Raw genomic sequence first — 18,354 nt, 5'->3', positions numbered from 1 at the left:
TAGACATGCCACGGGCCATGGGCATGCACGCGGCCACGGACGCGTCGTCGTCTCGCAGCGATCACTCCGGCTCGTCCGGCTGGCCATGCCTGCGTCCGCTGACTGACCCACCAGGTTGAGGTCCGTTAACCCGACGCACAGAACAGGGTTATCCACGAACTTCCTGTGATGGAGGGCACTCCGGGTTCACGTACCTTGGGTGGGCCTTCAACAATGCACAGACACCATCGCGAATCCAGGCACGGGGGGAGCGCGGCATGGTCAGTCCGAGGACGGCACCAGTCCGGACAGGAAACACCAGTACCTTCATCTTGAAGCAGCGACGGCTGCACCTGGTCCTGTTGGATCCACAGGATGTGCCCTACGCGGAGACTGAATATGTGCTCACCGTCGGCCGCACCGAGCACTGCGGCAGGACGGCGGCGGATGGCTCGCTGAGCCACGAAGTCCCGGGCCTCGCCGCCGGAGCGCTGCGGGTGAAGCTGCCCAGGCCGCCAGCACCGCCCGCCCGGCGGAGCGCGCCGCCCGCCGCCCCGAAGGGAGCGCCGCCGCCCTACCCGCCCCCCATCACGGAGGAGGACTTCGCGGACCCCGTGCCCGCCGCCGCGTCCGAGCCGGTGACGCTCGACTGGGCGCTGCAGCTCCAATCCCTCGCGGGCTTCGAAGCAGACGCCCTCCGGGCCGCCCAGGAGCGGCTGCACAACCTGGGCTTCTCCATCGAAGGTGAGCGCGGGGCGCCCGGGCCCTCGACGAGGGCCGCCGTGCGCGCGTTCCAGCGCCGCCATTGCCTGCCGGAGACGGGGCAGCTCGCGGACATCTCCCGCGAGCTCATCCGCCTGCACGACGCCTGAGGCTCCCACACATGGCACGCATCCCACTGACGGCCAGTGTCGCCCTCGCTACGCCCGGAGGACGCAACCGCAACCGCCTGCGCCCCTCAAGCCATGGCGTGGCGGACTTCCGGCTCCGCAGCCCCGGCGGCCCCCAGTCCCGCTGTCACCGCCCCGCGCCCTGCCCCGTACTGGCGGGCGGCGATGACGGCTTCCACTTCGCGCCAGACGCCGAGCCGGTGGAGCTGTCCTGGCGCGTGCTCGACACCACCGGCCGGGCGCGCGCGGGAAAGCTGGAGCTCTTCACCCGCCATCGCAAGGCCCCGCTGTGGTCGCGCGACCTGAGCCCCGAGGAGCTCCTCCAGGGCGAGCACCACTGGCGGTGGGATGGCCGCGTCCCCGCGTCGGAGGCGTTCCCGGACGGCGTCGTCACCGTGGAGCATTCGCCGTACAAGCTGAAGCTGACGCTCCAGGGCAGCGGCCTGGCGCAAGCGCCCGTGGCCTGGACGTACTTCCACGTCCTGGTGGCGGGCGTGGAGCTGGAGCTGGGTGACCCCCAGGTGCTCGCGCGGCAGCAGAATCGCGAGCTGACCCAGGCGATGAAGCAGCTCCCCGCCCCAGGGGAGAAGGCCGAGCTCCGGCTGGTGGGGAACGTCTTCAAGACGAAGCCGTTGGAGATGTTCGATGACACCGACTTCCAACTGCACCGCAAGCACTGGGGGAGCGGGCCCGAGCTCCCGCTGTTCGCCCGGGCCTGGGTAAAGGACTCGCGCGGCAACCGGGTGGATGCGCCGAAGGCCCTGGGCCGCGTGCGCTTCCTCTGGGACTGGGAGGACGAGACAGAGGCCATCGAGCACCACGCGCCTGCGGCACGCGCCTTCCTCAAGCACGCGCTGAACCGCCACTGCGCGACGTCACAGCCCCAGGGTGACAACGCGCACCGGGACGTGGGTGGCAAGCGTGGCGCACCGTCGTCCGCGGTGTTTCCCAGACAGGCCGGCTACGCGCCCCGGGACACGCCTCGTGACGGTGTCTTCCCCTTCCGCGTCACGCCTTGCAACAAACGCGGCTGGGCAGCCTACAGCCAGGCGTGGACGACAGGCGCCTTCGCGGGGCGCACCGGCGTGGTGTTCCAGCCCTCCAGCATCGCGGGCGACGCGTGGCGCGTCACGGTGCAGCTCGCCTACGACCGGCGCAAGGACGGCGGCGTGGTGCTGGACGTGGAGGACGCCGCGCCGCTGCCCGCCGCCGTGCGCGCCAGCACGGGCGTCTTCCAGTCCTGGCGCGAGGTCCACCTCTCCCGCCTCATGCGCAAGGACGCGGGCGTCTCCGGCTTCTCGCTGTCCACCGTGCAGGACTGCTTCGAGCGCGCCTACCTCCGGCTGGAAGACCGGACCGGCGGTGTGTCGGGTTGGAGTGCCCGGGACTACAACGCGCGCATCGCCCAGGCGGTGGCGGCGTCGCGGCACTGGGAGCTCCGCGCGGCCATTGACCCCGCGGTGGACCAGTTCACGGCGAACAGCGAGGCCATCACCTTCCGCGGCTACCCGGAGTTCCTGGACGAGGTGGCGCACGTGAAGCGCTGTGCGGACGCGGACCTCCCCCGGTGGCTCGCGCCCACGCGGGAGCGCCGGCGGTCCTTGCTGACGGCGCGCGACTACCACCGGCAATGCAAGGACTGGGCGAAGGAGCTGCTCACCCAGGCCCTGGACTCCGCGCTGGGCGAGGCGCCAGGCATCGCGCTCTTCCAGTTCTCCGGGCTCTACAACCTGGAGACGAGCGTCGACGGGATTCGCGTCAACGGCTTCGCGTCGGAGTTCCCCTCGCGCAAGCGGGACCGCTGCGCCGTCATCCAATGCGCGGCGGAGGGAAACTACCAGGGCACCCACAACACCTTGGAACAGACGCTGGCCCATGAAGTCGGGCATCAGCTCTTCCTGCCCCATGCGCCCTTCCCCGAGCACCGCAAGATTGGCGGCGCCCTGGCGCTGCGCCACGACCGCGACGGGAAGGACTGCCTGATGGGCTACGACTTCACGTCGGAGCGGCGCTTCTGCGGGTTGTGTCTGCTGCGCCTGCGCGGGTGGAACACCCATGCCTTGAACCATGACGGAGCACGGAACGCGCGGCCATGAGCGCCTTCTTCCTGCCCTGCCCCTGGCTGCTCGTGGTGACGCTGTCCGCCGCGAGCCCCGCCCCCGAGCCGTCCCCAGCCAAGGGGGCCCCCACGCCACCACCTGGAGGTGCGCCCATGCGCATCCAGCTCAGACTGTCCAAGACACAGCTCGTCACCTCGGAGGACGTGGACGTGCGCATCGTCCTGTCCAACGAGTCCGCTTCGCCCGTGGCGTTTCCCGACCCGTTCCGACACTCCGACCAATCCCTGACGTACACCGTCACGGGCCCCGAGTACCCGAAGGGCCAGGACGTCAGTCACTACACCGTCATCGCGCGCGAGGGTTCGCAGCCGCTCGGGGGCGTGGCCGCGCCGCGGGTCCAGTTGGGTGCCGGGCGCGCGCTCGAATCCGTCATGCCCCTCCAGGAATGGGTGCCCATCCGCAAGCCAGGCCGGTATCTGCTCACGGCGAGGTTCCGGGCCGCGGGCATCGACTCCGTCTCCGCGCCGGTCGAGTTCGAGGTGCTCACGGGACGGCCCGGCCCGGCGGCGGCGGGGGTGATGGTCGGAGGGGGGGCCTACGCTGGCGTGGGGGCCGTCTGGCTCCAGCAATTGGAAGGGCGGACGCTGCTGATGCAAGCCGTCTTCGTCGACGAGACGGACGAGGACGGGCGCGGCGTCACGCGGCAGTCCTCCAGAGCCTTGGGCGCCGTGGAGCCCGGCGCCACCGACGCGTTGGCGCCGTGGACCAATGACGCGCCGGGCGCGGGCGCCGTGAGCTGGGTCCTGTGGCGCAGCGGCGCCTCGATTCTCGCCCTGGCGCCGCCCGCGACCGCCACGGAGCCCTTCCGCTTCGACCTGGAGGCACCGCCGGACCGGCTCGTCCGCCCGCCGCTGGAGACACACGCCGGTGAGCTCTTCGTGCCCCTCATCGGCGCGGGCGGCACGGACCTGCGGCTGGTGCGCTTTCAATCGAGCCTGGAGGCAACACACGTCACGCCGGGCAAGGAGGTGGGCCGCGTGCGGCTCGCGTCAGCGCCCGTCGCGGCTCGCGCCGCCTTGCAACCCGGGTCCGTGGGCAACGGCATCAGCATCGTGCTCGTGAGTGAGGCGCCAGGAGGACTGGAGGTCCAGCACGTGCGGGCCACGGGCGCGGGCCGCCTGAGCCGCGCGGCGAGCACCCTCCTTCGCGGGCTGCGCGCGCTTCCCGACTCCGAGCCGGGTGTCTGGATGGACGAAGCCGGCTTCGTGCATGCGGCATGGGTGGCAGCGTCGGTGAAGGACCCGCGCCGCCCCATGCTGGCGGAGGTCCGCTTCCGGCCCGACGGAAGGCTCGCTTCGCCCCCGCGCACGACCCCGCTCCCGGAGCTCCCCCTGCGGGCTCGCGCCGCGGTGGCACGGCATTGTCATCTGCCCCACTCCGAGCGGGCGGGCGGTGTGGGCTGGGCCATTCTCCTGGAGGATGGAAGCCTGGTGCGCGCCGGGCAGCGCGGGCCGCCCACGTCACCCGAGCGCCCCGTGGCGGTGCCCATGGAGCTGTTCGAGATGCTTCAGGGTGTCTTCATCCTCACCACCGACCCCGCGGTGGGCCCTGTCTTTGAATGGCTGTGACTTCGCGCCGGAGCCGGATGCCGGCGTCGGAGAGGCCCGCGCCCGTCCCTGTCTCAGAGACTTCCGAACGACTGCGCATGCCGGAAGACGTTGCCCGGGTCGTACTTCTGTTTCACCTGCTGGAGCCGGGGGAAGTGCTCGCCGTAGTACGCACGCTGCCAACCCTCCAGGCGGCGGTCCGCGTAACCGGAGTAGACCCCGGCGTGCCCCTGGGGGCGCACGGTGTCCCAGGACGCATCGACCCAGCCTCGCGCGTGCTCCCGCAGCTCCGGCGTCGAGCGCGCGCCGACCACCGTCGTGTGGCGGACCATCATGCGCGCGCCACGGTGCGGGAAGCAGGAGGTGTCATCTCCGCGCGCGTAGGCGCCACCCCAGGGGATGAACTCCAGCTCCCGGTGCTGCGCGTAGCGGCGGTCCACGGTCAGCGCTTCGACACAGGCGCGAATCGCGTCGGCGCCCAGCGGCGCGTCGAAGAAGTTGGAGCGGGTGAACTGATAGGCCACATCCCGGTACGGCAGGCTCGGCATCCACGCGGGCTCCCCGTCATGGTTCAGCACGCCCACCAGGTAGTCCGCGGCCTGGGCCGGCGCCAGCCGTCTCCCGTGGAGCGCGGACGCCAGCGGGCCGAGCCGCCGCTTCAGCGCCTCGAAGTGCTCTGACGCCCGCGCCTCGTTCCCCAGGATGACGCCAAAGAGCTCCACATACGGCGGGGTCTCATCATCGTCGAGCAGCGCGAGCCCCAGCTCCAGGTTGACGTCCGGGTCCGCCTCGGGTGCCCACGCCTGCCACAGCGCCACCAGCGCGGCGGCCTCGGACAGCGGCCACTGGCCATGGCAGAGCGTCAGCGGCTCCAGGGGGAAGGTCCGCAGCGCCAGGCGCGTGACGATGCCGAAGCCCCCGCTCCCGGCCCCGCGCAGCGCCCAGTACAAGTCTTGCGCCTCGTCCCGGCTCGCGCGGACAAGCCGCCCGTCCGCGAGCACCACGTCCATGCGCTCAATCTGGTCGGCGGTGAGCCCGTAGCGGCGCCCCAGGAAGCCGAACCCGCCCACGAGCCCGAGCCCGCCCAGCGCGACGAGCCCACACCCGCCCGTGGGCAGGACGCGGCCGTGCGCGGCCAGGGCGCGGCTGACCCGCGACGCGTGTGCCCCAGGCTCCGCGAGGGCGACGTCGCCCTGGCACTCGACGTGGTTCATCTCCGAGAGGTCCAGCACCACCCCCGCGCTGGAGGACAGGTCGGCGAAGCAGTGCCCCCCGCTGCGCACCGAGAACGGCAGCGACCGCGCGACGAGCAAGGCCAGCGTCCGCTGCACATCCGAGGCGCTCCGGCATTGGACCAGGGCCTGGGGGAGCGGCAGCGGCTGGCCCGCGGCGAACTGCTTCTTCGCCAGCACCATCCGCTCGTCCCCCGTGAGAATCACCGAGCCTTGAAGCGTCCGCCCCAGCGCCGCCCAATCCACGGCACGGCAGCGTTCCTCGAGTTCATTCGGAGTCATCGTCCAGTCCATGCAGCTTCGTCTGAAGCCGATAGAGTTCGGCGTACCGCCCGTTCTCCCGCATCAACTCCTCGTGACGCCCCTGCTCCACCAAGGCGCCGCGCTCCAGGAAGTAGATGCGGTCGGCGTTGCGCACGCTCGCCAGCCGGTGCGTGATGAGCACCACGGTGCGGCCTCGGGCCAGCTTCCGGAGGGATTCGTAGACGGCGTGCTCCGCCTTCGCGTCCAGCGGCGCCGTGGGCTCGTCCAGGATGACCAGCGGCGCATCCCGGTACAGCCCACGCGCCACGGCGAGCCGCTGCCACTGGCCCCCGGAGAGGTCCTGGCCCCCCAGGAACTGCCGCGACAGCAGCGTCTCCCAGCCCCGGGGCAGCGTGTCGATGACCTCGTGCGCGCGTGACTGCTCGGCCGCTTCGCGCAGCGCGCGGGCGTCGGGGTCCACACGCCGGTGACGCCCCAGGCGGACGTTGTCGCGCGCGCTGCGCGGCCAGCGGATGGGGTCCTGCAACACCATCACCACCCGGTCCGCCACGCTGTCCGGGGTTAGCTCCCTCACGTCCACGCCATCCCAGGCGATGCGGCCGGCGCTCGGGTGGTAGAGCCCGCCAATGAGCCGGGCCAGGGTGCTCTTGCCCGAGCCATTCTCCCCAACGAGCGCGATGCTCTGCCCCGCCTCCAACGTCAGGGAGATGTCGCGCAGCGCCAGCCGCCCCTCCTGGCCCGGGTACTGGAAGCTGACGCCTTGAAGCTCGATACGGCCGGGCTGCTCCGGGGCCTCCACGCCCGACGGAGGGCGGACGCGCGACGACGACTCCTCGATGAACTCGCGGTAGTCGCTGATGTACAGGCCCTTCTCGAACAGCCCGTGCATCATCACCATCAACTGGGTCAGCGCCGTGCTCGCGCTCCGGATGGCCATCACCGCCGTCCCCGCCACGGCCAGCCCCAGCCATTGCGCGTGGAGCATCATCCCCAGCGCGACGAAGGTCGCCACCAGCCCCAGCCCCGACATGAGCCGGCCCCACAGCGCCGCCTTCGCGCCCAGGAGCCCCAGGTGGACCAGGTGGTCCTGAAGCGCCACGGCGCTCTGCCGGTACTCGGCCAGGATGTAGTCCTGCGCCTGGTTGGCGCGAATCTCCGGCGCGGACTCCCGCTGCGTGGCGAGCTCCGCCATCATCTGCGCCTGCCGCGTCAGGGAGATGGTCGTCGCCATCCCCACGTACTGGAGCCGCGCCGCGTGGAGCGCCGCCCAGCCCTCTGGAAGCAGCGCGACCACGAGCAGCGGCAGGAGCAGCGGGTGCAGCCACAGGAGCGCCAGCGCCGCGCCGCCCACGGAGAACAGCGCGCTGAGCGCCTCCACCAGCGCGGTCGTCGCGCCCTCCAGGTGCATCAGCCCCCGGTCCCTCGCGCGGTGCAGCCGGTCGTAGAACGCCGGGTCGTCGAAGCACGCCAACTCCACGTCGAGGCTGACCCGGAACAGCGCCTCCTCGGCGACCCGGTGCACCCTGGGCGCCAGGTACGCGCCCATCATCGCCGTGGCGGAGTCCAGGCCCAGCTTCACCAGCAACATCAACCCCAGCAGCAACAGCGGCCCCAGCACCACCCGGGGCTGCGAGAAGCCCGGCGCCTGCGCCAACAGCCGCCCCAGCACCTCCGTCCCCAGCAGCAGGGTGGACGTCGTCGCGGCGCCCGCGAGCAGTTGGAGGACGACCACGGCCGCGGCGACGCGCGGCGAGGCGCGGCGCAGCACCGACACCACGGGCCGCACCGCCAGACCCACCCGCCGCACGAGCGCGAGGACGCCCGGGTGAGTTGGTGCGTCCCCACCCAGGTGCCAGTAGGGGCGCTCCAACTCGACCTGGCTCGAGTCCGCGCTCAGAACGCCCCTCCTCCGAGCGTCAGGATGGAGGGGAGCTCATGCTCCGGATGCGCGCGCAGCAACTGGTAGGCGACGCCCCCCAACCCGGGCAGGAGGCCTGGAGAGAAGGCATCCCGCGCCAGGCCACAGGAGGGCCCATGGTCCTCGATGCTGGTGATGAGAGTGGCCAGCAGTCCTTCCCGCGTCACCCCAGCGGGCGCCTCCCCCGCGCGCAAGGCGAGCTCCAGCAGCTCCCAGGAGCCCAGGTCCCCATGGCAGGCGCAGTGGTTCCAGCCCAGGCCCAACCGCCACGTCGCGGCGGCGGCCCGGCGCAGGGTGAGCCGCGTGTGGGGATGCTCCAGGCGGGGGTCCAGGTCGAGGTGCGCCAGCCCGATGCCCACCGCCCCGTGGCACCAGGCCGCGGCCGTCTTCGCGCCCTCCAGCATGCGCAGGTCCAGCCAGTTCTGCTCGTCCGGATCGAAGAGGGCTTCATCGAACGCGAACGCCGCGCGCGCCAGCTCCGCGTAGCGCGACTCACGGGTCGCCCGGGCCAGCAGGGTCAGCGCCCAGCCCATGCCCGTGGTGCCGTGCGCGAAGCCCCCGACGCCCTCCGGCCACTGCTCATGCGTCCAGAACGCCTGCTCGTCCTTGCGGCGAGCCTGTTCGCAAATCGTGTCGCCCAGCGCGCGCGCCAGCTCGACCTGGCGGGCCTCCCCCGTCCGCCTCGCGAGCGCGAGCAACGGAGGAATCGCGCCCGCCGTGCCCGACAGCACGTCATGCGCATCGGCGGCGGCGGCGGACTCCGGGATGGCCTCGGCGAGCCTCACGGCGCGCGCCACGCCATCCCCCGCGTCCTGCCTCCAGTCCGCGAGCACCAGCCGTGCCCAGAGCTGCGAGCCCAGGCCGATGTAGGCCCCGGGCGGCGGCGGACGCAGGCGGATGCCCTTGCGGTGGCGCAGGGACTCGAAGCGGTCCTCCGCCAGCGTCAGGGTGTGCACCAGCGACGCCAGGAGCGGCTCCAGCCCTTCCACGGGGTCCGCCCTGCCCTTCTCCACCTCACGCAGATAGCCGCCCACGAGCAGCGCGACCCCCGAGGCACCGCCGTAGAGGTCCTGCTCAAAGGGTTGCACGGACCAGCCGGTGGGCCCGCGCGTGGGGGCAATCCAGGTGACACTGCCATCCTTCCCCCGGATGGCGGTGGAGACGAGCCGGCGCAGGATATCGGCCGCGACGCGCCGACGGCGCGCATCGACGTCATCCATGCGGGCGCGCGCGGGCAGCATCGACGTCGCGTCCGGCATCCATCCGTCGTTGACGTAGGCGCTGACCAGGGTGGCCTGGATGACGTCGCGCTCCAGCGTGAAGTCGGCGGTGCGCCAATGCTCCAGCGCGGCGTCCACCAGGTTGCGCGGGGGTTGCCACCGCGTCCCCCGAGGCCCCTCCAGGCGGCCGTCTCCCGCCAGCGTGGTGAAGAACGGGATGTCGCCTTCGAGCAGGTCCTCGACCTCCGCCGCGATGACCTCCGGGTCCGCGGGCGCGGACGACACGTTGGCGGCCATCCTGGCGAGCAGGTCATTCGCGCGCTGGCGCGCCGGGCCTTCCTTGTGCAGGGAGACCGGGTGCCACAACATGCGCGCCACCTCTCCGTACACCTCCGTGGCCCGCGGCACGACGCGGATGCGGCAGGGCTCGAAGGGCGCGAGCAGTCCTCGCAGGGCCCCCGTCCCGTCCAGCCCTCGCAGCGTGGCCGTCATGCCGTCGAAGCCCGCCAGGACGTCCGGCCAGAACCGGGCCAGCGCGGGCTCCGGGCTGGGATGGTTCTGGGAGAACTGCGTCGGGACCTGGGTGATGCCGATGCGCGCCTCGTCCGTGCCCTTCTGGAGGATGTCCGGCTGCTTCATCATCGGCTGCTGCCCTGGGAGCATCCCCGCGGCGGAGTTGTCCACGCCGCGAAACCCGAGCCCCAGTCCCCGCCCCGGCAGCAGGCCAATGGACAGCACCGAGCCCCCAACCAGCTCCGCCGCGTGGTCCAGCGCCTGTCCCAGCTCGGACGGCTTGGGTGGAATGCGCGGGGTGAACAGCGTCTCGCAGTCCACGACGACGGGGGCATCCCCGTGGGCGATGACATTCTCGGAGTGCAGGTCGCTGCCGCCCAGCAGCCGCATGACGGCCAGCCAGTGGCCGATGCCACGGTAGAAGCCCTGAAGCGCCTCGGCCCCTTCGGCGTACTGGTGCGGGATGAACTCGGCCCAGCCATGCGTGCCGCGCTCCACGACCTCCGGGACGCGGATGGTCATGGGCCCGTCGTGCCGCGCCTTCAGCTCCGCGAGGAAGCGCCGCAGCGCCGCATCGATGGCCACCGAGCGAGGCTTGTAGACCAGCCGCTCGCTGCCGCACTGGAGCAGCGCCACCGTCTGCCCGCCCCGGTGACTGTCTCCCGCCCCGAAGGACAGGCCCGTCAGCACCCCCACCGCCCGGCCCTGACACAGCCCACCCAGCGCGCGGCGGTCCTCGCTCCAGCGCTCCGCGAAGCGCAGCGCGGCCTCCGCGCGGTTGCGCAGGATGCGCTCCACGCGCGGCAACATCGTCGGGTAGTTGGCGGCCTGCGCGTCCCAGAAGGCGCGTTGCGAGGAGAGCTCCAGGAACTGCGCCCAGCGCCCCGCCGGGTCCGGACTGCTGAGCCGCCCCGTGACTCGCGCGGCATTCAATTCCAAGACGAGCAACCGCCCCAGCCTGGCGGTGAGCTGCGCATACAGCGCCTCACGCGTCGCGGAGACGATGACGTCGCGCTCATTCGAAGAGAGCCCAGTAACCCGGTCAAGCTGGGATGCCAGCTCCTCCACGACAGGGAGGAGCAGGCATCCCAATGACACGTCGAAGTTACTGGCGTCCGTGTCAGACGCCATGGACTTTCAGCTCAGCAGCAGAGGCGGGTCTGCGAGCCCGAGCACCCCGTGCCACAGCGGCCGGAGATGATGATCGTCTCATGGATGATGTCCGACTCGGTGAACTCACCACCGATGAAGAGCGGACCCGCGGGGTTGCTCTTGTCCGCGTTGTTGCGCCACTGCTCCACCAGCTCGTTTCCCTGAACGGTCTCGTTCATGACGTGTCTCCTGGCTACGGGTGACTGACGCGTCGAGCAGAATGGCAGACAGGCCTGACATTCCGACGACACCTGGATGCTACTTCCCGCTTTCATGTTGAAGCAAGGTATCCAGGACCCGATGAGACAAAGGAGGGCCTGACCGCGGCTCGTCAATGAGCTGGCGCACCTTCACACCGTGATGGCTGGAGGAGCCGTCTGGCGGGGCGCGGCATCGGCTGTCACATCGCTTGTCGCGGCGTCGTACAGAGCGACAAGGTGTCAGACAGGCACCCAGGGACAACCACGACGGGCACGGTATCTCGCGTCAGGAAATGCCCGAACAGGTAGGCTGCGGACCTCCCGCTTCCAGTCCAACGCCACGGTTCCATCCCATAGCGACCATGAAGCTCGACGCGCCCCAGAACCTGTTCGCCGCCATCGAGCGGTGTGATGTCTCCGCCCTGGAGGACCTGCTGGCGAAGGGGGCCGACCCCGACGAGGTCGATCTCCACCACTACCAGTCCACGCCGTTGGCATATGCATGCAGTCACGGTGACGAGGCGGCTGTGCGTGCGCTGCTGGACGCGAAGGCCTCCCCGGATGCCGCGGCCTTCGCGCCGCCACTGGTCGCGGCCACCGAGTATGGGTTCGCCAACCTTGTGACCCTGTTGGTGAAGGCTGGCGCGAACGTGAACGCGGCAAACGAGTCCGGGGCGAGCGCGCTGTGGACGGCCGCGGCGAATGGTTTTGCCGACATTGCCCGGTGCCTGGTGGAAGCCGGCGCAGCGCGCGACCAGGCGGACAACGATGGCAAGATGCCCGCCATCATCGCGGTGGAGAATGACCATGTCGCGCTGTCGAACTACCTGAACGACCCGGACAGCTATCCGGCAAAGCACTCCTTCTGGCGCGGCAGCAAGAAGCACGCGCGGCAGGCGGCGGAGGCACGGCGCATCCAGGTCATCGACAAGGCCATGGGCCGGGACGTCAATGATAGCGCCGCGGCCGAGCCCGAATGGACGTTCTCCGGCGGCATCGCGAAGAGCCAGTCGGCGACCCAGGACTTCCCTTCGGTGGCCTCATCCGGCAACCTCGAGTTGGTGAAGCGGATGCTGGATGCCGGCCTCGACCCTGACTGGACGATGTTCAAGGGCACGCCGACAGCCCTGATGCTGGCCGCGCGCAGTGGCGAACTGGAGGTCGTTGACCTCCTGCTCGCGCGCCACGCCAAGGTGAACCACCGTGCGGACAAGGGGCTGACCGCGCTGCACATGGCGCTGTTCAAACCGTCGGCACGTGTGCATGGCCCCATCGTCCGCAGCCTCCTGGCCGCTGGGGCCGATCCCAACGCCCCCGACGATGAAGGCCAGCGACCGCTGCAGCGCGCGCTGACGCACGCGGTGCCGGCGTTCGTGCAGTCCCTGATTGAAGCCGGTGCGGACCCGTTCATACGGGACCGTGCCGGCCGCATGCCCGCCGACTGGGCGCCCACCGACGGCAAGCACGCGGATGCCATTCGCAAGCTGCTGGAGGCGGCGCGCTAACGGCGGGCGGCGGCGCCGCGCCAGGTCAGATCAGCTCGGCCAGCGCGGCCGGGTTGAAGTCCTTCAGCGAGGCCCGGTCACCGCTCCGGACCTTGGTCACCCAGCGCGGGTCGCTGAGAATCGCGCGGCCGACGGCGATCAGGTCGAACTCGCCGCGCTCCATCCGCCGGACCAGGGCGTCCAGCCCCACCACGGAGGACGGCTTCCCACCGAAGGCGCCGATGAAGTCGCCGGACAGGCCCACCGAACCCACGGAGATGGTCGCCGCCCCGGTCAGCTTCTTCGCCCAGCCGGCGAAGTTCAGGCCGTCCTCGCCGTCGACCTCCGGGAACTCCGGCTCCCAGAAGCGGCGCTGCGAGCAATGCAGCACGTCCGCGCCGGCCTCCACCAGCGGCACCAGCCAGTCCGCCATCGCCTCCGGCGTGGTGGCCAGACGCGCCTTGAAGTCCTGCTGCTTCCACTGGCTGACGCGCAGCAGGAGCGGGAAGTCCGGCCCCACCGCCTTGCGCACCGCGGCCAGCACCTCGGCGGCGAAGCGGGAGCGCTCCCGCAGCGTCGCGCCGCCGTAGCGGTCCTCGCGGCGGTTGGTCCCGTCCCAGAAGAACTGGTCTATCAAGTAGCCGTGCGCGCCGTGGAGCTCGGCCACGTCGAAGCCCAGGCGCCGGGCGTCGGCAGCGGCCCGGGCGAAGGCGGAGATGGTGTCCGCGATGTCCTCGTCGCTCATCGCGACGCCGCGCGGCTCTTTCGGAGCGTTCAGGCCCGACGGCGTCTCCAGCGGGGCGCCCGGACTCCAACCGCGCGGGCTGGAGGCACTGCCGATGTGCCAGAGCTGCGGCCCCATCCGGCCTCCGGCCGCGTGCACGGCCTCGATCACCCGGGCCCAACCGCGCAGCGCCGCGTCGCCATGAAACAACGGGATGCTGCTGTCGTTGCGGGAGGCCGGCCGGTCAATCACCGTGCCCTCGGACAGGATGAGGCCCACGCCATCCTCGGCGCGGCGACGGTAGTAGGCAACGTTGGCCTCCCCCGGGATGCCGTCCGGCGCGGCCATCCGGGTCATCGGCGCCATCACGATGCGGTTGGGGAGTTCAAGCGACTTCAGTTGAAAGGGCTGAAACAGGACGTCAGTGGACACGGCATGCATGGAAGAAGCGCTCCGTCGTTCGTACGCGGAAGCTACCAGCGCCCGCTCGATCCGCCACCCGACGAACTTCCACCGCTGGAGGAGCTGCCCCAACTGGTGGAGCTGGAGGAACTGGACGAACTCGACGAGGGGCAAGTGAGCTTCGTCGTCTTGTAACGGGACCTCGTGGTGTGTTTGCAGTGCTTGCAACGCACCCTGACCTCGACCTCTCCACGCTGGGAGGACGTCGCGCGGCGGAGCGTCCGGGCCGTCTTTTCTGCGGTCACACAGCGGCACCGCTGGCAACGACGGCGTCGCGTGAAGAGGGTGCCGTATCGCTCCACCAGACGTCGTAGTCCACCGAGCCCATTCGCTCCTCCCGCTGCTGTCCCGGGTCCAGGTCCTGGCAGTGGGATTCGTTTGGTTCGTGGGCCGCATGTCGAACGCGGCGGCTGGGATGACATCCAGATGGGGTTCGGGCCTCGACCGACGGTGGAGGTCATGCTTGGAGTCGGGCTCATACGGTTCCGCTGAGCACGGATGCTCACCGCGTGGACGCCAGGGGTCGAGGCACAGGAGGTTCGGTCTCTGTTCACTGCCCTCACTTCATAAGGCGGCGCAGCTCCTCCTTCACCCACCAGATGCTGTCGACTGGAATCACATAGAACCCCTCGTCCGCCAGGGAGAGCAACGCTGGCGGAACCCATCCGTAGACGACACCGCCAAACGAGCCGGTATTCTCGTGAGCGAACCACGTGTCCCAACCCGGGATGTCATAGTCATCCACGAAGCCATTCGAGGGCACTGTGGCGGCACCGCAGAGGTCGGTATTGAAATCCGTCGCGTAGACCCGTCCGCCCAGCAACGACCCCAATGGAGGCAGGGGCTGCTTCGCTCTCGCCAGTGCCTCGCGCCGCCTGTCGACGATGAAGTCCACGGCATCCCGACCCGCGGCAGGGGATTTGAGAAGCCGGTCCAGTTGGGCATCCCCATCAAGCATGCACAAGGGCGGCTGCAATTTCGCGGAGGTACATCCAGTCGGTGTGGAAATGAGAAAGGCGACGTACCCTTCCCGTTGAACCAACCAAGACACCGGGTTGCAGCCCGGTGGGAAGGACACATCGCCCATGGAGAAGGGTACGCCCGAGTCGGGTGAGGCGCCAGCGTGCATCTGGCAGGAGTTGGAGACGTATGCCCGCCGGAAGGTGCAGGAGTTTGTCCAGGCGGTGCTTGAGGAGGAAGTCACGGAGCTGCTGGGCCGGGTGAAGTCGCAGCGCCGGGCGGCGGTGGATGCGGCGCGCGTCTACCGCAACGGGCACGGCAAGGCGCGCAAGCTGGCCATGCAGGGCGGCACCATCGAGGTGCGCAGGCCACGGGTGAGGGGCCTGGAGGAGCGCTTCGAGAGCCGGGTGCTGCCGCTGTTCGTGCGGCGCACCGAGCAGGTGGGCGCGCTGCTGCCGGAGCTGTACCTGCATGGACTGTCGAAGGGGGACTTCGAGTTGGCCCTGCGAGGTCTGCTGGGAGACGGGGCGCCCCTGTCGGCATCCTCGATTGAGCGGCTGAAGGGCAAGTGGCAGGCGGAGTACGACGCCTGGAGCGAGCGCCGGCTGGAGGAGCGGGAACTGGTCTACGCCTGGGCGGACGGGGTGTACGTGAAGGCCGGGCTGGAGAAGGACAAGGCGGCGCTGCTGGTGCTGGTGGGCGCGATGCGGGACGGACGCAAGGAGGTGCTGGCGGTAGTCCCGGGCCACCGTGAGTCGAAGGAGGCGTGGCTGGAGGTGCTGCGAGACTTGAAGGCCCGAGGGCTGGAAGCACCGAAGCTGCTGGTGGCCGACGGGGCGCTGGGCCTGTGGGCCGCACTGCCCGAGGTGTGGCCCGAGTCCAGCGAGCAGCGCTGCTGGAATCACAAGCTGGCCAACGTGCTGGACAAGCTTCCCAAGAAGCTGCAGCCCGAGGCCCGCCAGAAGCTATGCGCCATCCCCTACGCCAAGAGCCAGGCGGAGGCCGAGAAGCTGCGCGACGGCTTCAAGAAGCGCTACGGCCGCTGGCACCCGAAGGCCGCCGAGGCATTGGAGTCCGACTGGGAGCGACTGGTGGCCTTCTACGCCTTCCCCCAGGCGCACTGGAAGCACCTGCGCACCACCAACGTGGTGGAGAGCCCCTTCGCCTCCGTGCGCCTGCGCACCGACGCGGCCAAACGCTTCAAGAAGGTGCAGAACGCCACTGCCCTCATCTGGAAGGTGCTGCTGGTGGCCGAGAAGAAGTTCCGCCGGCTCGATGCCCCTGAGTTGCTCGCGGACGTGTTCGAGGGGCGGAAGTTCGTCGACGGAAAGCCCGTCAGGAAGACCGTAGTCAGGGACGCCGCCTGAACTCGTTTACACACCTATTGACCTGACCTCCATTTCGCGGACCGCGTTGACGTCCCTGCTTGTGTGGGAACAGCCCTCGGCAGGCACCATGCAATGGTCTCCGCCAGCCGCTGCGTGAACTCATTCGCCATCCCGAAAGGGTACATGATTGACCTCCGCCCGGTCCCAATTCGACGAAATCGGGCGGAGACACATCACGTGGCGGTCTATGCGCCCGTGCCGGCCCCCATCCGCTCGTCCAGAAGCGGCACGAAGCCTCCGAAGACCATGCGGCGTTGGTCGTAGGGCATCGTCTGGCCCGGCTGCATGCGTGGGTCGGCCGAGGCCTTCGCCCACCCCGCGTCGCGAGCCGCCTTCGAAGGCCACTCAATCCAGGAGAAGACGATTTGCTCTTCGGGCGTGGCCTTCACCGCGCCCTTGAAGTCCGTGATCTTCCCATCCGGGACGTCGTCGCCCCACGCGTCGACGACACGCGTGGCGCCGCACTCCAGCAGCACCGCCGCGAGCGTGGACGTGGTGGTGAGATAGGCGTCCTTGTTCGCGACGGGCACGGGCACAAGGGAACCATCGATGTAGCCTGTGCTTCCCCCTCCGCGCTCATGCAGCCTGGGCACGAACCCGCCGAAGATCATCCGCTTCCCATCAAACGGCATCTGCGCGCCCATCGACTGCATCCGAGGGTCGCTGTACGACTTCGCGTTCGCCTCGTCGCGCACCGCCTTGCTGGGGTACTCAATCCAGGAGAAGACGATGACCTCACCGGGCTCGGCCTTCACCGCGCGCCGGAGGTCGGTGACCTTGCCTTCGGGGACGTCGTCACCCCAGTTCTCCACGAAGCGCGTCGCACCGAACTCCTTGTACAGCGGCGCGACCTCGGCGGCTGCCTTGAGATAGGCGCCCTTGTTCGCCGCGGGTACCGCGGCCACGAATCCATCGATGTAGGCCATGACTCTCTCCCATGCGCATGAGGCGTCCCTGCTTTGACAAGAAAGGTTGATATCAACACAATCACCCCTGTCAATGTCCCGAGCCGTCCCCTTCGCCACGACGCTTCATGTCCGAGACCACTGCCTGTGCCTTGCGGTCCAGCGGGCCGCGCGGGCCCTGGCGCGGCGCTTCGATGAAGCCCTGCGCCCCGTGGGCCTCACGCACGGACAGTTCTCCCTGCTGATGTCGCTCAACCGTCCGCAGCCGCCGGCGATGGGCCCGGTCGCGGAGCTCCTGGCGATGGACCGCACCACCCTGACGGCCAACCTGAAGCCGCTCCAAAGACGCGGGCTGGTGAAGACGTCCGTCGATCCAGCGGACCGCCGAGGACGGCTGCTGACGCTGACGGACGCGGGGCTCCAGCTCCTCCAGTCGGCGCTGCCGCTATGGGAACAGATGAACGCGGAGACGGAGCGCTTGCTGGCGCGGACCGAAGCCGACGCCCTTCGCTCCGGCCTGCGGGCGGTGTCCTGAGCATCCCATCCGCCCGGGAAACCGCCGGGCGCACCTGCCCGCCGGTGCCACGCTGCCCAGGCCCAGGCCGTGCTCGCGGCCCGTTCTGCTATAGGGGGCCCGTGAGCATCGCAACCCTCGAAGAAGGCCCGCTGCGGGGGCCGAGCTTCTTCTTCAACCGCACGGCGCTCCGCTCGCTCGCCCTGGCCCATCGTGAGCGCTACGGCACGGCGCGGCCCCACGCGCACGCCGTCATCGACGGCTTCCTGGGCGAGCCGCTGGCGACCGAGCTGGCTGGAGTCTTCCCGGGCGCGACCGAGGCGAGCTGGAAGCGACGCGACTTCCCCGAACAGGCGGCGCGGCTGGGGCAGCTCCAGCGCAGGGCCTTCGAGGACGTGCCCGGAGCGCTCCGGCACCTGCTCTCGGAGTTCTCCGGCATGGCGTTCATCGACTTCCTGGAGTCGCTCACCGGGGTGCAGGGGCTCATCCCGGATCCGCATTTCCGAGGCGCCGGGTTGCACCTCACGCTGCGCGGAGGTCACCTGGCGCTGCACGCCGACTTCAACCGGGATCGCTTCCGCGCCCTCTCACGCCGGCTCACCGTCCTCTACTACCTGAACCCCGGCTGGGAGCCCGCCTGGGGCGGGGACCTCGAGCTGTGGAGCGCGGACCTCTCCCGGTGTGAGACGCGAATCGCGCCACGGTTGGATCGCCTGGTCGTCATGGCCCATGGCGACGACCACTGGCACGGACACCCCACCGCGTTGGCGTGTCCCGAGGGCCGGGGACGCGCCGCGGTCGCGGCCTACTTCTACACGGCGGAGGAGTCCCCCAACGCGCCGGAGCCCCACAGCGCCCTCTGGGCACCGCCGCGCCCATAGC

Annotated in this window: 14 protein-coding genes; 7 read left to right on the top strand and 7 right to left on the bottom strand. The window is 70.2% G+C overall.

Features of this window, described 5'->3' with window-relative positions:
• Positions 1-311 precede the first annotated feature (311 nt).
• From MYMAC_RS16160 to MYMAC_RS16150, 3 genes are read left to right on the top strand one after another with little or no spacing between them, the layout of a single operon-like run.
• Positions 312-851 carry a peptidoglycan-binding domain-containing protein gene (locus MYMAC_RS16160; RefSeq protein ID WP_239989563.1) on the top strand — a complete coding sequence of 180 codons (540 nt, stop codon included), beginning with the start codon at positions 312-314 and terminating at the stop codon, positions 849-851.
• A gap of 11 nt (positions 852-862) precedes the next feature.
• A complete protein-coding gene (locus MYMAC_RS16155; RefSeq protein ID WP_095958736.1) occupies positions 863-2,965 on the top strand; it encodes a hypothetical protein in 2,103 nt (700 codons plus the stop codon).
• Positions 2,962-4,557 (top strand): hypothetical protein, encoded by a 1,596-nt coding sequence (locus MYMAC_RS16150; RefSeq protein ID WP_095958735.1) that lies wholly within the window; start codon positions 2,962-2,964, stop codon positions 4,555-4,557. The genes MYMAC_RS16155 and MYMAC_RS16150 overlap by 4 nt, the downstream gene beginning before the upstream one ends.
• A 53-nt stretch (positions 4,558-4,610) precedes the next feature.
• Here the strand turns inward: MYMAC_RS16150 and MYMAC_RS16145 are convergent, their stop codons facing one another.
• Genes MYMAC_RS16145 through MYMAC_RS16130 form a run of 4 tightly spaced genes read right to left on the bottom strand, consistent with a single transcriptional unit; the run spans position 4,611 to position 11,014 of the window.
• Positions 4,611-6,050: an FAD-binding oxidoreductase gene (locus MYMAC_RS16145; RefSeq protein WP_239989562.1), complete on the bottom strand. Its 1,440-nt coding sequence runs from the start codon at positions 6,048-6,050 to the stop codon at positions 4,611-4,613.
• Positions 6,037-7,902, bottom strand: coding sequence for an ABC transporter ATP-binding protein (locus MYMAC_RS16140; RefSeq protein WP_095958733.1), 1,866 nt, complete (start codon positions 7,900-7,902; stop codon positions 6,037-6,039). The genes MYMAC_RS16145 and MYMAC_RS16140 overlap by 14 nt, the downstream gene beginning before the upstream one ends.
• 23 nt (positions 7,903-7,925) lie before the next feature.
• Positions 7,926-10,814, bottom strand: coding sequence for a type 2 lanthipeptide synthetase LanM family protein (locus MYMAC_RS16135; RefSeq protein ID WP_095958732.1), 2,889 nt, complete (start codon positions 10,812-10,814; stop codon positions 7,926-7,928).
• 11 nt (positions 10,815-10,825) lie between these two features.
• Positions 10,826-11,014: a DUF6229 family protein gene (locus MYMAC_RS16130; protein WP_013939820.1), complete on the bottom strand. Its 189-nt coding sequence runs from the start codon at positions 11,012-11,014 to the stop codon at positions 10,826-10,828.
• Between the two features lie 383 nt (positions 11,015-11,397).
• Here MYMAC_RS16130 and MYMAC_RS16125 point away from each other — a divergent pair, with 383 nt between their 5' ends.
• On the top strand, positions 11,398-12,540 hold the full coding sequence (locus MYMAC_RS16125) for an ankyrin repeat domain-containing protein (RefSeq protein ID WP_095958731.1): 1,143 nt from the start codon (positions 11,398-11,400) through the stop codon (positions 12,538-12,540).
• A 25-nt stretch (positions 12,541-12,565) separates the two neighbouring features.
• Here the strand turns inward: MYMAC_RS16125 and MYMAC_RS16120 are convergent, their stop codons facing one another.
• Both MYMAC_RS16120 and MYMAC_RS16115 read right to left on the bottom strand, forming a co-directional pair.
• Complete coding sequence (locus MYMAC_RS16120) at positions 12,566-13,819, bottom strand: NADH:flavin oxidoreductase (protein WP_239989561.1); 1,254 nt, start codon at positions 13,817-13,819, stop codon at positions 12,566-12,568.
• A gap of 445 nt (positions 13,820-14,264) precedes the next feature.
• Positions 14,265-14,600 carry a hypothetical protein gene (locus tag MYMAC_RS16115; RefSeq protein ID WP_239989560.1) on the bottom strand — a complete coding sequence of 112 codons (336 nt, stop codon included), beginning with the start codon at positions 14,598-14,600 and terminating at the stop codon, positions 14,265-14,267.
• 190 nt (positions 14,601-14,790) lie between these two features.
• Between MYMAC_RS16115 and MYMAC_RS16110 the strand changes: the two genes are divergently transcribed.
• Positions 14,791-16,032 carry an IS256 family transposase gene (locus tag MYMAC_RS16110; RefSeq protein ID WP_095958729.1) on the top strand — a complete coding sequence of 414 codons (1,242 nt, stop codon included), beginning with the start codon at positions 14,791-14,793 and terminating at the stop codon, positions 16,030-16,032.
• Positions 16,033-16,238: 206 nt separating this feature from the next.
• Here the strand turns inward: MYMAC_RS16110 and MYMAC_RS16105 are convergent, their stop codons facing one another.
• Positions 16,239-16,979: a DUF1428 domain-containing protein gene (locus tag MYMAC_RS16105; RefSeq protein WP_095958728.1), complete on the bottom strand. Its 741-nt coding sequence runs from the start codon at positions 16,977-16,979 to the stop codon at positions 16,239-16,241.
• 73 nt (positions 16,980-17,052) lie between these two features.
• Between MYMAC_RS16105 and MYMAC_RS16100 the strand changes: the two genes are divergently transcribed.
• Both MYMAC_RS16100 and MYMAC_RS16095 read left to right on the top strand, forming a co-directional pair.
• A complete protein-coding gene (locus tag MYMAC_RS16100) occupies positions 17,053-17,493 on the top strand; it encodes a MarR family winged helix-turn-helix transcriptional regulator (RefSeq protein ID WP_013939816.1) in 441 nt (146 codons plus the stop codon).
• Between the two features lie 101 nt (positions 17,494-17,594).
• Positions 17,595-18,353: a 2OG-Fe(II) oxygenase gene (locus MYMAC_RS16095; RefSeq protein ID WP_013939815.1), complete on the top strand. Its 759-nt coding sequence runs from the start codon at positions 17,595-17,597 to the stop codon at positions 18,351-18,353.
• Position 18,354: the final 1 nt, after the last annotated feature.

The sequence above is a fragment of the Corallococcus macrosporus DSM 14697 genome (genome assembly GCF_002305895.1).
Lineage (GTDB): Bacteria > Myxococcota > Myxococcia > Myxococcales > Myxococcaceae > Myxococcus > Myxococcus macrosporus.
The sequence above is the reverse complement of the archived record's forward strand: the minus strand, read 5'-3'. Positions and strand labels throughout refer to the sequence as shown.

Excerpts from the sequence above, each read along its gene's own strand:
- MYMAC_RS16105 (WP_095958728.1), bottom strand. The coding sequence starts at position 16,979 with ATGGCCTACATCGATGGATTCGTGGCCGCGGTACCCGCGGCGAACAAG.
- MYMAC_RS16110 (WP_095958729.1), top strand. The coding sequence starts at position 14,791 with ATGGAGAAGGGTACGCCCGAGTCGGGTGAGGCGCCAGCGTGCATCTGG.
- MYMAC_RS16130 (WP_013939820.1), bottom strand. The coding sequence starts at position 11,014 with ATGAACGAGACCGTTCAGGGAAACGAGCTGGTGGAGCAGTGGCGCAAC.
- MYMAC_RS16100 (WP_013939816.1), top strand. The coding sequence starts at position 17,053 with ATGTCCCGAGCCGTCCCCTTCGCCACGACGCTTCATGTCCGAGACCAC.
- MYMAC_RS16145 (WP_239989562.1), bottom strand. The coding sequence starts at position 6,050 with ATGACTCCGAATGAACTCGAGGAACGCTGCCGTGCCGTGGATTGGGCG.
- MYMAC_RS16150 (WP_095958735.1), top strand. The coding sequence starts at position 2,962 with ATGAGCGCCTTCTTCCTGCCCTGCCCCTGGCTGCTCGTGGTGACGCTG.
- MYMAC_RS16135 (WP_095958732.1), bottom strand. The coding sequence starts at position 10,814 with ATGGCGTCTGACACGGACGCCAGTAACTTCGACGTGTCATTGGGATGC.
- MYMAC_RS16155 (WP_095958736.1), top strand. The coding sequence starts at position 863 with ATGGCACGCATCCCACTGACGGCCAGTGTCGCCCTCGCTACGCCCGGA.
- MYMAC_RS16125 (WP_095958731.1), top strand. The coding sequence starts at position 11,398 with ATGAAGCTCGACGCGCCCCAGAACCTGTTCGCCGCCATCGAGCGGTGT.